11 protein-coding genes are annotated in these 14,221 nt (G+C 55.5%); 3 read left to right on the top strand and 8 right to left on the bottom strand.

Annotated features, from left to right (window positions below):
* Nucleotides 1–33: 33 nt before the first annotated feature.
* The 4 genes from yjfF to ytfQ all read right to left on the bottom strand — a co-directional run bounded on the left by yjfF (nucleotide 34) and on the right by ytfQ (nucleotide 4,639).
* Nucleotides 34–1,035 carry a galactofuranose ABC transporter, permease protein YjfF gene (gene yjfF / locus OGX80_RS02485; protein ID WP_024130779.1) on the bottom strand — a complete coding sequence of 334 codons (1,002 nt, stop codon included), beginning with the start codon at nucleotides 1,033–1,035 and terminating at the stop codon, nucleotides 34–36.
* On the bottom strand, nucleotides 1,022–2,044 hold the full coding sequence (gene ytfT / locus OGX80_RS02490; RefSeq protein WP_024130780.1) for a galactofuranose ABC transporter, ATP-binding protein YtfT: 1,023 nt from the start codon (nucleotides 2,042–2,044) through the stop codon (nucleotides 1,022–1,024). Before ytfT ends, yjfF begins: the two co-directional genes overlap by 14 nt.
* A 13-nt stretch (nucleotides 2,045–2,057) precedes the next feature.
* Nucleotides 2,058–3,560 (bottom strand): galactofuranose ABC transporter, ATP-binding protein YtfR, encoded by a 1,503-nt coding sequence (ytfR, locus tag OGX80_RS02495; RefSeq protein ID WP_115182061.1) that lies wholly within the window; start codon nucleotides 3,558–3,560, stop codon nucleotides 2,058–2,060.
* 122 nt (nucleotides 3,561–3,682) lie between these two features.
* The gene (gene ytfQ / locus OGX80_RS02500; RefSeq protein ID WP_012134381.1) at nucleotides 3,683–4,639 is read right to left on the bottom strand and encodes a galactofuranose ABC transporter substrate-binding protein YtfQ; all 957 of its coding nucleotides are present in this window, start codon (nucleotides 4,637–4,639) and stop codon (nucleotides 3,683–3,685) included.
* Nucleotides 4,640–4,949: 310 nt separating this feature from the next.
* On the opposite strand from ytfQ, the gene ppa reads away from it, so the two are divergent.
* On the top strand, nucleotides 4,950–5,480 hold the full coding sequence (gene ppa / locus OGX80_RS02505; RefSeq protein WP_012134382.1) for an inorganic diphosphatase: 531 nt from the start codon (nucleotides 4,950–4,952) through the stop codon (nucleotides 5,478–5,480).
* A 181-nt stretch (nucleotides 5,481–5,661) separates the two neighbouring features.
* On the opposite strand, the gene OGX80_RS02510 is transcribed toward ppa, so the two are convergent.
* From OGX80_RS02510 to tamA, 3 genes are read right to left on the bottom strand one after another with little or no spacing between them, the layout of a single operon-like run.
* A complete protein-coding gene (locus OGX80_RS02510; protein WP_012134386.1) occupies nucleotides 5,662–6,006 on the bottom strand; it encodes a gamma-glutamylcyclotransferase family protein in 345 nt (114 codons plus the stop codon).
* Nucleotides 6,007–6,008: 2 nt separating this feature from the next.
* Nucleotides 6,009–9,788: an autotransporter assembly complex protein TamB gene (gene tamB / locus OGX80_RS02515; protein ID WP_071257361.1), complete on the bottom strand. Its 3,780-nt coding sequence runs from the start codon at nucleotides 9,786–9,788 to the stop codon at nucleotides 6,009–6,011.
* Nucleotides 9,785–11,518, bottom strand: a complete 1,734-nt coding sequence (gene tamA, locus OGX80_RS02520) for an autotransporter assembly complex protein TamA (RefSeq protein ID WP_012134388.1) — start codon at nucleotides 11,516–11,518, stop codon at nucleotides 9,785–9,787. The genes tamB and tamA overlap by 4 nt, the downstream gene beginning before the upstream one ends.
* Before the next feature lie 213 nt (nucleotides 11,519–11,731).
* Between tamA and msrA the strand changes: the two genes are divergently transcribed.
* Entirely contained in the window at nucleotides 11,732–12,370 is a 639-nt protein-coding gene (gene msrA, locus OGX80_RS02525) for a peptide-methionine (S)-S-oxide reductase MsrA (RefSeq protein ID WP_024130782.1), read from the top strand.
* Between the two features lie 151 nt (nucleotides 12,371–12,521).
* On the top strand, nucleotides 12,522–13,865 hold the full coding sequence (gene paeA / locus OGX80_RS02530) for a polyamine export protein PaeA (protein ID WP_012134390.1): 1,344 nt from the start codon (nucleotides 12,522–12,524) through the stop codon (nucleotides 13,863–13,865).
* Nucleotides 13,866–13,946: 81 nt separating this feature from the next.
* On the opposite strand, the gene OGX80_RS02535 is transcribed toward paeA, so the two are convergent.
* Nucleotides 13,947–14,153, bottom strand: a complete 207-nt coding sequence (locus OGX80_RS02535) for a DUF1107 domain-containing protein (protein WP_004857160.1) — start codon at nucleotides 14,151–14,153, stop codon at nucleotides 13,947–13,949.
* Nucleotides 14,154–14,221 lie beyond the last annotated feature (68 nt).

A 14,221-nucleotide genomic window follows, 5' to 3' on the forward strand; every position in this document is an offset into this window, starting at 1 on the left:
AAAAAGTTTATACGTTTCAGGAAATTCAATATGTTACTTCGGTGTTGCGGCTGTGTTGACACGCGTAACCGGAGAGCTCTGGCGATTCTCCCACAGCACCGTCAGACCACGCTGCAAGGCAATAAAAATAAACAACAAAATCCCGATAGCGATCTTCGTCCACCAGGAACTCAGCGTGCCATCGAAGTTAATATAGGTCTGGATCAGCCCCTGGATCGCCACGCCGAACAGCGTACCTAACACCGTCCCCACGCCTCCGCTCAGCAACGTACCGCCAATCACCACCGATGCGATGGCATCCAGCTCAACGCCAACGCCCGCCAGCGCATAACCGGCCTGGGTATAAATGGAGAAAACAATACCCGCCAGCGTCGCAAGCCCGGTAGAGAGCATATAAATACGGATGGTGGTGCTGCGCGTCGAAATCCCCATCAGGTTCGCCGACGCCGCATTTCCGCCAATGGCGTAAACCTGATTACCAAACCGCGTACGGTGCGCGAGGAAAATACCGATCACCACCACCGCCAGCATCAGCAGCCCCATTGCGCTCAGACGCCCGCCGCCGGGGATTTTCCACGCCAGGCTGGAGAGCGTATCGTAAATCGGGTGGTTAATCGGAATCGACTCCTCAGACACCAGGTAGCTGACGCCACGCAGGAAGAACATCCCCGCCAGCGTAATGATAAACGCCGGAATCTTCAGCGCATCAATCAGCAGCCCCATAAATGCCCCGAACGCACAGCCCATCGCCAGTACCAGCGGGAAGGCCAGCAGCGGCGAGATCCCCCAGTAGCCAATGGCCTTCGCCAGAAAAACGCCGGTAAACGCGATCACCGATCCCACGGACAGATCGATGCCGCCGGAGAGGATCACGAAGGTCATGCCAACCGCGATAATCCCGAGGAAAGCGTTATCGGTCAGGATGTTGCAGATAACCCGGGTTGAGGCGAAACCGGGGAACTGCGTCAGGCAATAGAGGTAGCCCAGCACAAAAACCCCGAGGGTGATCATCAACGGTAAGTTACGTTTTATCACGACCACGCACTCCTTTTATCAGACTGATAAAGCGCTGCGACTGCACAATCAGCACGCATAACACCACGATGGCTTTGACGACCTGGTTCATCTCCGGCGGAAAGCCTGACAGCAGGATGCCGGTATTCATCCCCTGGATAATCAATGCGCCCACGACCGACAGCAGCAGGTTAAAGCGCCCCCCCATCAGCGAGCCGCCGCCAATAACCACGGCCAGAATGGCGTCCAGTTCCAGCCAGAGTCCGGCGTTATTGGCGTCCGCGCCGCGAATATCCGCCGTGATGATGATGCCCGCAATCGCCGCGCACAGGCCGCTCAGAACATAGGTGAGCATGACGATAATGCGGGTGTTCACCCCGGCATTTTTCGCCGCCCGAATGTTGATCCCCACCGCTTCAATGAACATCCCCAGCGCCGTTTTACGGGTCAGCAGCCAGAACACCACCAGGGTAAGCAGCGCGATAATCACGGGCGTCGGAAACAGCAGCAGCGAACCGCTGCCGAACCACGATAAGTTGGGTGAGTTAAAGGTGACGATCTGCCCGGAGGTGATGAGTTGCGCCACGCCACGTCCGGCCACCATCAGAATGAGCGTGGCGACAAACGGCTGAATTTTAAGGATCGCCACCAGAATGCCATTCCACAAGCCCGCCAGTACGCCGGTTCCCAGCGCCGCGAGCAGCACCACCGGTAAACTGTGCCCGGCCACCGTCATGGCGGCAGTGGTCGCTCCGGCAATCGCCATTACCGCCCCGACGGAGAGATCGATACCGCCAGTGGCGATCACCAGCGTCATCCCAATCGCCAGCAGCGCAACGGGAGCCGCGCGGTTAAGAATGTCAATCGGGCTGCCGAACAGGCGACCATCCTGCAAAATCACCTGCCAGAAATGCGGCGCCACCAGGCTGTCCACCAACAGCACCAGCAGCAATGCCACGATCTGCGGCATACCTGTCGGCCAGCGAAAACGTCGCTTCGGCGGTGTGGTTTGCGGGAGAGACTGAGGCATCACACTATTCTCCTTACGCCGCAATGGCGTTCATGATCGCCGGAACGGACAGTTCCGCCAGCGGGATCTCCGCCACCTGTTTACGATCGCGCATGATGATCACCCGATCGGCATAGCCCACCAGTTCCTCCAGTTCAGAGGAGATGACCAGCAGCGCCAGCCCGTCCGCACACAGCGTTTCGATCAGGCGGATGATCTCCGCATGCGCCCCAACGTCGATGCCGCGTGTCGGCTCATCCAGGATCAGGAACTGCGGTTTGGTCAGCAACCAGCGCGACAGCAACACTTTTTGCTGATTGCCGCCGGAGAGAAATTCAATCGGCTGTTCCGCACTGGGGGTACGAATGCCCAACTGGCGGATAAAACGCTCGGCAATCTCCTGCTGTTCTCTGCGGGAAATCGGCCGCAGCCAGCCTCGCTGCGCCTGTAGCGCCAGAATGATATTTTCCCGTACCGATGCGGCGGCAATAATGCCGTCCGTTTTCCTGTCTTCCGGGCAAAAGCCAATCCCAAGGCACGAAGCCTGATGCGGCGATCGCAGGGTTTGCGGCTTACCTTTGATCGTCGCACTGCCGCTGTCGGCCGGTTTAATGCCAAAGATCACCTCTGCGGTTTCGGTACGCCCCGATCCCAACAGCCCTGCCAGACCGACGATCTCGCCGGGGCGGACTTCCAGGCTGAACGGCGAGATCGTGCCCTTCCTGCCGTAATCTTTAAAGGCAGCCACCGGTTTATCGCTCAGCAAGGTGCGCCCCGCCCGCTGTAGCGCATGGGTCTCCAGTTCGCGCCCCAGCATCATTTTCACCAGTTCGATCTGTGGAAGCTCACGGGTTTCGCGGCAGCCGACAAAGCTGCCGTTGCGTAACACGGTGATCCGATCGCTCACCTGATAAACCTGATCGAGAAAGTGCGTAACAAAGATCAGGCTGACGCCGCGATCGCGCAGATGGCGCATCAGGCCAAACAGCATCTCAACTTCCTGGGTGTCGAGGCTGGCGGTAGGTTCGTCGAGGATCAGGACTTTCGCGGAGAGATCGATGGCCCGGCAGATAGCGACAATCTGCTGCATTGCAACGGAAAAGCGGTTGAGCGGCTCACGCACATCCAGCGAAAAGCCGTAAGAGGCCATCAATTCAGTGGCGCGTTTCTCCATTTCTTTGCGCCGTAGCAGGCCAAAACGCCGGGGCTCACGACCGATAAACAGGTTATCCGCCACCGACATATTGGGCAGAAGGTTAACCTCCTGGTAGACAGTTCCGATCCCCAGTTGCTGGGCATGCGCGGTATTCTTCGGTGAAATCGCCTGGCCTTCCAGCCAGATAGTGCCGCGATCGGCATGGTATACGCCGGTTAATGCTTTAATCAGCGTTGATTTTCCCGCCCCGTTTTCCCCGAGCAGCGCCATGATTTCGCCCCGGCGCAGGCTAAAATCGACGTTATCCAGCGCCTTAACGCCGGGAAAGAATTTACTGAGTCCCTCGGTACGGAGGATTTCCTGATTTTGGTCGATAGTCATGGCATTCCTCCGGTTCGAAAGCGCGGCCTTTCCGTAGGCCTGATAAGCGCAGCGCCATCAGGCAATAAATGCCGGATGGCGGCGTAACGCCTTATCCGGCCTACAGAAGACCAACAGCAAAATCAGTAGCCCATGTTTTTCTTCTTCTCTAACTCTTCTTTTGCGGTGTCAGGCAGGTACAGCGTCGATTTGGTGATGGTCAGCTTCTCAGGCATCGTGCCGTCTTTTTTGTATTTCTCCAGCGCATCGAAAGCGGGCCCGGCCATGTTCGGCGTCAGTTCAACGCTGGCGTTGGCTTCGCCATCAATCATCGCTTTATAGATATCCGGCACGCCGTCGATAGAGCCCGTCAGAATATCTTTTCCCGGCTTCAGGCCCGCTTCTTTAATCGCCTGGATCGCGCCGATCACCATGTCGTCGTTATGGGCGTAAACCATGCAGATGTTTTTGCCGTTGTTTTCCGCTTTGATAAAGCTCTCCATCACCTCTTTCCCTTTACTACGGGTAAAGTCGCCAGACTGAGAGCGGATGATTTTGATGTTTGGCGCTTTGGCGATGGCTTCGGCAAACCCTTTCTTACGGTCGATCGCCACGCTGGCCCCGACGGTGCCTTGCAGCTCAACAACGTTACACGGCTTACCATCCACCTCTTTTACCAGCCAGTCGCCGATCAATCTGCCTTCCAGCACGTTGTCGGCGGTGACGGTGGTCATATAGAGCGATTTGTCTTTAACATCAATGGAGCGGTCGAGCAGAAAGACCGGAATTTCCGCATCTTTGGCTTCTTTTAAGACCGGTTCCCAGCCTGTCGCGACCACTGGCGCAATAAAGATGGCGTCCACGCCCTGAGCGACAAATGAGCGTACGGCTTTAATCTGGTTTTCCTGTTTTTGCTGACCGTCGGCAATTTTCAGCGTGATGCCGCGTTTTTCGGCCTCGCTCTTCGCCACGTTGGTTTCGGCGGCGCGCCAGCCGGACTCAGAGCCGACCTGCGAAAATCCTACGGTTAAGGGGGCGGCCATTGCCATAGACGACATGGCTGCCGAAACTGCTGTGACTAAAAGTAAGCGCTTCCACATAATGATGTCCTCGTAGCCCAGGTTATTGTTGGGTGAAAAGCATTCGCGAGGAAAACTATAGACAATAGGTGATGTAACGGATTGCGTTACATCACACTTCAAAAAAGTAAATAAAAGGTTAATCACAACTTTGTAATCGCTTTCATTCGCCTATGAAAAAAGCAGCTGTTGTTATGGATTTTCCTGTCACGTAAACCGTCTGAAAATCGCAGCCGGAGGGGAAAGAAGACGAAAACAAGCGGAGACTTTCAGCGCGAGTTGGCTATAATACTCGCCACTTGTTTGCCATATATATTTAAAGGAAACAGACATGAGCTTACTCAACGTCCCTGCGGGTAAAGATCTGCCGGAAGATATCTACGTTGTTATTGAGATCCCGGCTAACGCAGATCCGATCAAATACGAAGTTGACAAAGAGAGCGGCGCACTGTTCGTTGACCGCTTCATGTCCACCGCGATGTTCTATCCGTGCAACTACGGCTACATCAACAACACCCTGTCTCTGGATGGCGATCCGGTAGATGTTCTGGTCCCGACGCCGTATCCGCTGCAACCGGGTGCTGTGATCCGTTGCCGTCCGGTTGGCGTTCTGAAAATGACCGACGAATCCGGTGAAGATGCGAAGCTGGTTGCCGTACCGCACACCAAACTGAGCAAAGAATACGATCACATCAACGACGTGAACGACCTGCCGGAACTGCTGAAAGCGCAGATCACGCACTTCTTCGAGCACTACAAAGACCTCGAAAAAGGCAAATGGGTGAAAGTTGACGGCTGGGACAACGCTGAAGCGGCTAAAGCTGAAATCGTTGCTTCCTTCGAGCGCGCAGCGAAGAAATAAGTTCGTTTTCGCGTTAAGGCCAACGTCACTATTGGAGATCCTCATTTATTGAGGGTCTTTTTTTTATCCATCCTAAGCCACCTCCAGTGGCGGTGGTGAAGGACGCAGCGCCATCAAGCATCCGCAGCATGATTATGGCACCACATAAAACAACGCCACCCGAAGGTGGCGTGTTTTTTTATCAGCACTGGTCTCTGTCTAACCAGTTACCGCTTTCAATCAGCGTTAACCCTTCGACCGGACGTTGGTACACATACATCCATGCGCTTCCGTACGGTGTCTGGATTAACTGGCGTGCATATTCGCCGCCCCTGGTGCGCAAGGCATCAAGTTCGGCCAGCGTGGCGTTATCAATACGATAAACTTCACCGTGTACCGATCCGTTTCCCGGAACTGCGCCTGGATAGTGGCCCAGGCTATACAACTGGTAGTTATCGATACTGTAATCGCCCAGCAACTGGGCGTTGGTCATCCAGTGGCTGTTGCCCTGTTTGCGTCGTAAACTGCCGTAAACAAATATTCGCATTGCTAAAACTCGAACTGATAGAGCAAATCAAGTGCCTGATCTACGCCAGACACTGCTTCCAGATATAGCTTAGGCATCAGGCGATAACGTAACGTGAGCGTCGCCAAAGAGTCAAATATACCCACACCATATTTCACTTGCAGACCTGGCAGCACATATCCGCTGACCACAACCTGGGATGAGTCGCCCACCCCTTGCGTGTCCAGCGCCAGATTGCTTACGCCAAATGTCTCCCCGATTTTACCCACAACCTGACCACTTTGTGCAACCCCCAGACCAACAAGCATTGAGGTCATCGCCGCACTGTCGCTCTGATCGCTCTCCAGCCCCTGGCCGCGCAGCAGGTAAGATAGCGCCTCCTGCTGGGACATCGCCGGGTCGGAGAAGATTTCCGCTTTCGGCTCATCTGCGGTGCCGGTCACGCGCACCCCGGCAATGACGTCGTTCTCCGTCGATTCAGGATTACGAATCGCCTCGATGTTGAGCAGTGGCTGATCCGGCGGGCCAGAGAACAGCAGTTCCCCCTTACGCACGATCAGATCCTGACCATACGCATGGAAGCGCCCGTCAGGAATATTGATCTGCCCGTTAAGCCCCAGTCCCTGTTTATCCTGCGCAACTTTCAGGTCGCCGGTCAGACGCGCTTTCAGGCCAAACGCATCCATGCGGACGTTGTTCCCTACGTGGACAATCAGGTTGCTGTTGATCGGAATCGACGCGCTCTGCGGATTTTCAGGCTGTAGATCGTTATTGAGCATGACTTCATCGCTGGAGACGCCTACCGCGCTTTCCGGCAGTTCATGCACCACGATACGCGCCCACGGCACATCCACACGTCCATCCAGCGTGAACAGGCTCGGCGTCGCCTCAAAGACCACATCCGGGGAAACATCCAGCCGCACCATCGGCGGCACGGTGATACGCACGCGGCTGCCTTTCGCCGCCACGCGGGCGCGCCAGTTATCTATCTGGCTCCAGTCGGCGTCGCCGCTCAGATTAATTTGCCCCTGCTGCGTGCGCACCACGCCTTGCAGAGTTGAGCGCGTACCGTTGAAATTCATCGCCAGTTGGCTTGGCTGCATATCAAACGGCATAAAGTTGCCATCCACATCCAGGCCGCTCAGCTGTAGCTGACCAAACATCTGTGGGCTTTGCACGTCGCCCCCCAGACGCAGGTTTGCGTTCAACATGCCCGCCGCTTTTTCGCCGCGCGAGAAGACAGGGTTGACCATCGCCAGGTTGAAGTTGCGGATATTGACGTTACCGCCAATATTACGCCGCCCTTGCGGGTCGGTTATCTGTACCTGCCCGTCGAACTGGCCGTTATTGGTCAGACGGATCATCCAGCCTAACTGCGCCCGGTTATTGTGCAGATCGGCATTCAGGTTCAGCGTGTCGAAAGCCACCGGTAACGGCGCGTCATTGACCCGTTGCGTTACCTTCACGTTACGACCCGACAGCGTGACCTGCCCTTGCGGCAGCCCCTCTTTGGTGGTGTCCCACGCGACATCCGCTTTCCCGCTAAAGACGCCGCTGGCCTGCGTGGCGTCCGGCATAAACGGCTTCAGCATCGCCAGATCGAAACGGTTGAGATTCACCACCGCCCGTCCTTCTGCCCCGGCATCGATTGTTTGCGGTACGCACAGCTCCGCATTCGGGTTCGTCCAGCAGTGCGGCCCGATGCTGATTTTCTGTTCCTGGTTACGGTAATCCAGCGCAATGGCGCGCGTCAGCGACCACGGCCCCACCGGCGTCTGGAAGCGCGTATTGCTGAGCGTGCCTTTCCAGCGCGCTTCTTTACGGTCAAAACTACCCGCAAGCGCAAGCTGCCCGGAGACCGGCTCGCCCTGAATCCGCAGTTGCAGTTCATGCTGCTTTTCGCTGCCTTTGGCATTCAGGGTGACGAGGTTGATATTGACGTCCGGCTGCGTAATCCGCTCAACGCGAACGTCAAGATTCCCGGCGATCTGGTCGGTGGATTTGATGTCCCCTTCCACACGCACCTGCGCCACCGACAGCTCCTGCCAGCGTAATCCGCGCGCGTTGATATCCGCCAGCAGCTGCGGCGCATCGACCGTACCACGAACCTTCACCAGCCCTTTGGCGGTACCGCCCAGCCCCGGCAGCGCGTTATCCAGATTCGGCGCATCAATCGTGGCGTCGAGATTGAGATCCTTAATGCCCAGTTCGCCTTTCACATCGGCGCTATTGCGTCCCAGCTCCAGATGCAGACCCGGAATGATCCACTGCATGTAGCTGTTACCCTTCAGAGAGCCGTTAACATTGACCTTGTTCTGCTTCACGTTACCGGTCAGTTTCAGCTCAGGCACATCCATCTGCCAGCTGCCGCCATAGAGGCTTCCCCGGGTTTTGATCAGGCCATTAAGCGTAGAAGGCCAGTCCGGGATCTCTTTCGCCGTGTTGATGCCGTCCAGCGTCAGTTCGCCGCGCCAGCTGATCGCCTGCTGCCAGTCGACCAGCGCTTTCAGCTCGGTTTTCCCTTCCAGCGCCGCCACGGTGAGCTTATCGAGATTGATCTGCTGTTCGTTGCCTTTCGCATCCAGGGTAATGGTGGCGGGCGGAATGTCCTGCCCTTTCACCGCCGTGCGCATCGACAACGTGTAGTCGGTCATCTTGCCGGTAAGTTTGAGTTTGATATCGTCGGCCTGGAACTGCTTGTCGCCGGTAAACGGCCAGTAAACCTGGCGGCTTGCCACTTCGACGTTCAGCGGCAACCCAGCCTCGGCGAGGCGCGTCTGGGCGCGCAGATCCATATCCACCGGCCCGGAGAGGTTAATGCCGATCTCCAGCTGTTCACGCAGCGCGCCGCCTACCTTCAGCTTCACCTTTTCGCCTTTCAGCGGATCGATATTCAGCGTGCTGTTGAGGGTGATATCCACCGGCCACGAGTTGGTCAACTGCGCCGTTCCGGTCGCATTGACGGTGCCCTGGTTGGCGTCGATATCCAGCGCATCCAGTTTCATATTGCCGTCGATGCTGCTGACTTTCAGCAGCATGTTGCGCACCGTCAGGTCAGTATCGCCCGTCACGCGCAGTTGTTCGCCCTTAAACTCCTCAATATTAAGGTTGAGCGGCAGATTCACATCGGCCATCTCCGGCAACACGGGCTTTGAGAACAGATCTTTCAGCGTCTCGCCAAGCGGCTTCTCATCCGGCTGGGGATGGTCAATCTTCGGTTCAACCACCTCTTCCTGCGCCACTTCCGCCACTTTTGGCAACGCGATTAGCAGTCCCTGTAGCGAAGTTGGCTTCAGAGTCAGGGTTTTCTCCTGCCAGTTAAGGCCGGAGGTGAAATCCATCACCGAGACGGTCGTATCATCAATTTTGAGATTGATATTGCTGAGCGCCACGCGCGAAAGCGTGATGGGATACGGCGTGGAAAGATTCAGCGGCCCGCTGTCCTCTTCTTCCTCCACCGGTTCGGAAGGCGGCATTTTTTTGCTGTCGATGGCGACGTTGATGTCCTTCAACGACAGATCGTTAACACACAGGCTGCTGTCCCACAGGCAGCCGAGTTTCACCGCCAGGTGGATTTCACCGGCATTCACCGCCACGCCGGGCTGATCGTAACGAATATTTTTCAGCGACAGGTCACGCCAGCCGCCAGTTACCTGACCTATCTCCAGCCCCGGCACCCAGCGGTTCGCCGCGTTAAAGACCAGATGCAGCCCCGTCGTGGTGCCCACCAGGAACGCCACGGTTCCCAGCAGCAGCAGAATAAAAATCAGTACGCCGAGGCTTATTTTCTTCCATAAACTCATAATTCAGGCCCCAGACCGATGTAAAACTGTAAACCGTGTTCGTCTTTGTCACCAACCGGCACGGCAAAATCGAGCTTGATCGGCCCGACCGGAGACTGCCAACGCACGCCAACCCCGGCGCCGGTTTTAAAGTCGCTCTTACGGATATCGCTGACGGCTTCGCCGCTGTCGACGAACATCGCCCCCCACCATTTTCCGGTCACGTTGTACTGGTATTCCAGCGAGCCCGTCACCAGCTTCGACGCCCCTTTCAGGTTGCCGTCGCTGTCTTCCGGCGAGATAGATTTGTATTTATAACCGCGAATACTGCGATCGCCACCGGCGAAGAAACGCAAATCCGGCGGCACTTTGTCGAAATCGCCGGTCTCAATCCAACCCAGATTGCCGCGCATCACGAAGCGATGGCGATCGTACAGCGAGCGAATCCAGACGTTTTGCGCCTGAAATACCGAGAAATCCACGTCCGAACCCCAGGCGGTGTTCGAGTAATCGATGGAATAACGCTGGGAATCCCCCCACGTCGGCATCAGGCCGCCGCGCGATCGGGTACGGCTGATCATCACGCCCGGATAGAGCAGCATGGTGGTGTTGGTGACGTTACCCTGCGTAAAGTGGTCGAGGCTCCAGCGCAGATTGATGGCGCGCTGCCAGCCGCTGGAAAGGTCCCAGTAGCGGGAAACGGCAAGCGTGGAGGAGTCCGCTTCGGTGTCGTTGAGATCGGTGCGCTTAATCCCCCCCTGAACCAGATAGTATTGTTCCAGCGGGTTCTTTAAGAGCGGCATTTTATAGCTGAAATCGACCTGCTGCTCCGGGGCGGAGATACTGGCGCTGGTGGTCAGGCTGTGGCCGTAGGAGTTCATCCACGGTTTTTTCCACGTCGCCTTCACACGCGGCCCGACGTCGGTAGAGTAGCCGACGCCCGTTTCAATGGTGTTTTCAGTACGTGGAGACATGACGCCGTGCAGCGGCAATACTTTGGTTTCGCGCGCTTTATCAAATTCAGGCGCGACGACGACCGAGTTAAACCAGCCGGTGGCCGACAGACGGCGGTTCAGTTCCGCCAGGTCTTTCGACTGGTAGTAATCTCCCTCTTTGAACGGGATCAGGTTTTGCAGATACTCGTCGCGAATCTGCGAACCTTCGAAAGTGACCTGGCCAAAGCGATAGCGCTCGCCGCTGTTGTAATCGATGTCCCAGAACGCCTGATGACGATCGAGCGACACGCCTAACTGGCTTTTATTAAATTCACTGTCGAAATAGCCTTTACGTAGCGCCACGCTGGTTAATGACTTTTTGAAGCCGTCATAGTCGCCATGATTCAGCACGGTTCCGATGGCCGGACGCGTTTTCAGCAAATCCAGATAATCCCTGTCGGTACGCGCGCCGCCGCGTAAAATCACTTCTGTTCCGCCGATGCGAACCGGTTCGCCTGGCGTCACTTTGGCGAGCAAGACCTGACGCCCCTTCTCCGGCGGCGGGCGCAGCTCAAAATCAATGGTCGGCTCGTAGTAGCCCAGCGCTTTTAATCCTTCGCGGATGGCATCATCAACGCGCGCGCGAAAACGCCGGTCCGGCGTCACTTCATCACTTTGAATCGTAGACAACTGCGCACGAACGTTTTTTTCCAGCTCGCCCGATAACCCCTCGACCTGTAAACGGACGTTTGCGGCTACGGCAGAACCGCTTAAGCACAGTAAGCTAACCCAGCATAACTGACGGATATATGGCACGTTTTCTCCTGAATATCCCTTATTCCCACCCCTGGAAGGAAATCACAATGCCGCTCCACGGCTTAACAAAAACCCAACAACCGGGATTGAAAAACAGACGACAACCCAAATATTTCTTATGTTTACTCTAGACGCATTCACTGTAACTATTGTGTGCAAAGACGCGTCTCGTTACAACCTTAACCCCAATTACTGATTTCGGGAGAATGGCCCATGAGTTTATTTGATAAAAAGCATCTTGTTTCACAAGCAGATGCCCTACCTGGACGCAATACCCCGATGCCAGTGGCAACTTTACATGCGGTAAACGGACACTCAATGACAAACGTGCCCGAAGGGATGGAAATTGCCCTCTTCGCCATGGGTTGCTTCTGGGGCGTCGAGCGTTTGTTCTGGCAATTACCCGGCGTTTACAGCACCGCAGCGGGATACACCGGCGGCTATACGCCAAACCCAACCTATCGGGAAGTCTGCTCCGGGCAAACCGGCCACGCCGAAGCGGTACGCGTCGTCTACGATCCGCAGGTTATCAGCTATGAACAATTGTTGCAGGTCTTCTGGGAAAATCACGATCCGGCGCAAGGTATGCAGCAGGGCAACGATCACGGAACGCAGTACCGCTCGGCGATTTATCCGTTAACGCCAGAGCAGAACGCCGCCGCACATGCCAGCCTGGCGCGTTTCCAGAGCGCGATGACTGCGGCAAACGACGATCGCCACATCACCACCGAGATCAACACCGCCACCCCGTTTTACTATGCCGAGGACGATCACCAGCAGTATCTGCACAAGAATCCGTATGGCTATTGCGGCATTGGCGGGATCGGCGTGTGCTTACCGCCGCAAGGTTAATTCAGCGCCTCTGGCGGCTTTACAGTTCCTTACGCTATACTAGCGACTGAAATTACCGGCCCACATCCTTCGGGCCGGTTTTCAATGTGTATATCACACGGATTTATCAACTTCCCCTTCCGAGGATCTGACCTGAACGGTCGGATAAGATATGTTAAACAGTATTTTAATTATACTCTGCCTGATCGCTGTGAGTGCGTTCTTCTCGATATCCGAGATCTCGCTTGCCGCTTCACGAAAGATAAAACTCAAGTTGCTGGCTGATGAAGGCAACATCAATGCGCAACGCATCCTGAAAATGCAGGAAAACCCCGGGACGTTTTTTACCGTGGTGCAAATTGGCCTTAACGCTGTCGCCATTCTGGGCGGTATCGTCGGCGATGCCGCATTCTCTCCGGCCTTTCATTCGTTGTTCTCGAACTATATGTCGCCAGAACTCTCCGAGCAGTTAAGCTTCGTGCTCTCCTTCTCGTTAGTTACCGGTATGTTCATCCTGTTCGCCGATTTAACCCCGAAACGCATCGGTATGATTGCGCCAGAAGCCGTGGCTTTGCGTATCATCAACCCGATGCGCTTCTGCCTGTTCGTTTTCCGCCCCTTAGTGTGGTTCTTCAACGGCCTGGCAAACAGCATTTTCCGCCTGTTTAAAATCCCGATGGTGCGTAAAGACGATATCACCTCGGACGATATTTACGCCGTCGTGGAAGCCGGGGCGCTTGCTGGCGTGCTGCGTAAGCAGGAACACGAGCTGATTGAAAACGTGTTTGAGCTGGAATCACGTACCGTGCCGTCTTCCATGACATCGCGTGAAAACATCATCTGGTTCGATCTGCACGAAGATGAGCAAAGCCTGAAAAATAAAGTCGCGGAGCATCCGCACTCAAAATTCCTGGTGTGTAATGAAGATATCGACCACATCATCGGCTACGTTGATTCTAAAGATCTGCTCAACCGCGTTCTGGCAAACCAGAGTATGGCGCTTAACAGCGGCGTGCAGATCCGCAACACATTAATCGTGCCGGACACCCTGACCCTCTCTGAAGCGCTGGAAAGCTTTAAGACGGCGGGGGAAGACTTCGCGGTGATCATGAACGAATACGCGCTGGTGGTCGGGATTATCACGCTGAACGACGTGATGACCACGCTGATGGGCGACCTGGTCGGCCAGGGTCTGGAAGAACAAATCGTGGCGCGCGATGAAAACTCCTGGCTGATCGACGGCGGAACGCCGATTGACGACGTCATGCGCGTGCTGGATATCGACGAGTTCCCGCAGTCCGGCAACTACGAGACCATCGGCGGCTTTATGATGTTTATGCTGCGTAAAATCCCGAAACGCACCGACTCGGTGAAGTTCTCGGGTTATAAATTTGAGGTGGTGGATATCGACAACTACCGTATCGATCAGCTACTGGTAACGCGCCTCGACACCAAAACCAGCATCCTGGTCCCTAAACTGCCGGATAGCAAAGAGAAAGAAGAAGGCCCGGCATAAATGCCCGGCCCTGGAAACATCAACGGCTCCCATTGGGAGCCGTTTTTTTATACTACTTTAAACTACTGCATAGCACTTTGGTTAAGCCATCTCAGTTTGCAGACGCAGAACCTGACGGTTAACTTCGGACATCACAGACAAATGCTGCTTATCCTTCACTTTTGGGATAAGAATCTTGCCCTTATCAAACTCAAAAGCGCCAACGTCCTTGATATATAACCGTCCACGGAACAGGATCTTCACGTACTTCGCCACCTGTAGCGGGTTGTACCGTTGGAAAATTTTCATTGTTATCTCCTGCTGAGCGTTACGCCTTTGCGGTGCCACATTCGGCCCAGCTGTTCTAAGGCGCAAAT

Source organism: Citrobacter sp. CK194, from assembly GCF_030333395.1.
Classification (GTDB): Bacteria; Pseudomonadota; Gammaproteobacteria; order Enterobacterales; family Enterobacteriaceae; genus Citrobacter_B; species Citrobacter_B koseri.

Excerpts from the sequence above, each read along its gene's own strand:
- ytfR (WP_115182061.1), bottom strand. The coding sequence starts at position 3,560 with ATGACTATCGACCAAAATCAGGAAATCCTCCGTACCGAGGGACTCAGT.
- msrA (WP_024130782.1), top strand. The coding sequence starts at position 11,732 with ATGAGTTTATTTGATAAAAAGCATCTTGTTTCACAAGCAGATGCCCTA.
- ppa (WP_012134382.1), top strand. The coding sequence starts at position 4,950 with ATGAGCTTACTCAACGTCCCTGCGGGTAAAGATCTGCCGGAAGATATC.
- tamB (WP_071257361.1), bottom strand. The coding sequence starts at position 9,788 with ATGAGTTTATGGAAGAAAATAAGCCTCGGCGTACTGATTTTTATTCTG.
- ytfQ (WP_012134381.1), bottom strand. The coding sequence starts at position 4,639 with ATGTGGAAGCGCTTACTTTTAGTCACAGCAGTTTCGGCAGCCATGTCG.
- OGX80_RS02535 (WP_004857160.1), bottom strand. The coding sequence starts at position 14,153 with ATGAAAATTTTCCAACGGTACAACCCGCTACAGGTGGCGAAGTACGTG.
- ytfT (WP_024130780.1), bottom strand. The coding sequence starts at position 2,044 with ATGCCTCAGTCTCTCCCGCAAACCACACCGCCGAAGCGACGTTTTCGC.
- OGX80_RS02510 (WP_012134386.1), bottom strand. The coding sequence starts at position 6,006 with ATGCGAATATTTGTTTACGGCAGTTTACGACGCAAACAGGGCAACAGC.
- paeA (WP_012134390.1), top strand. The coding sequence starts at position 12,522 with ATGTTAAACAGTATTTTAATTATACTCTGCCTGATCGCTGTGAGTGCG.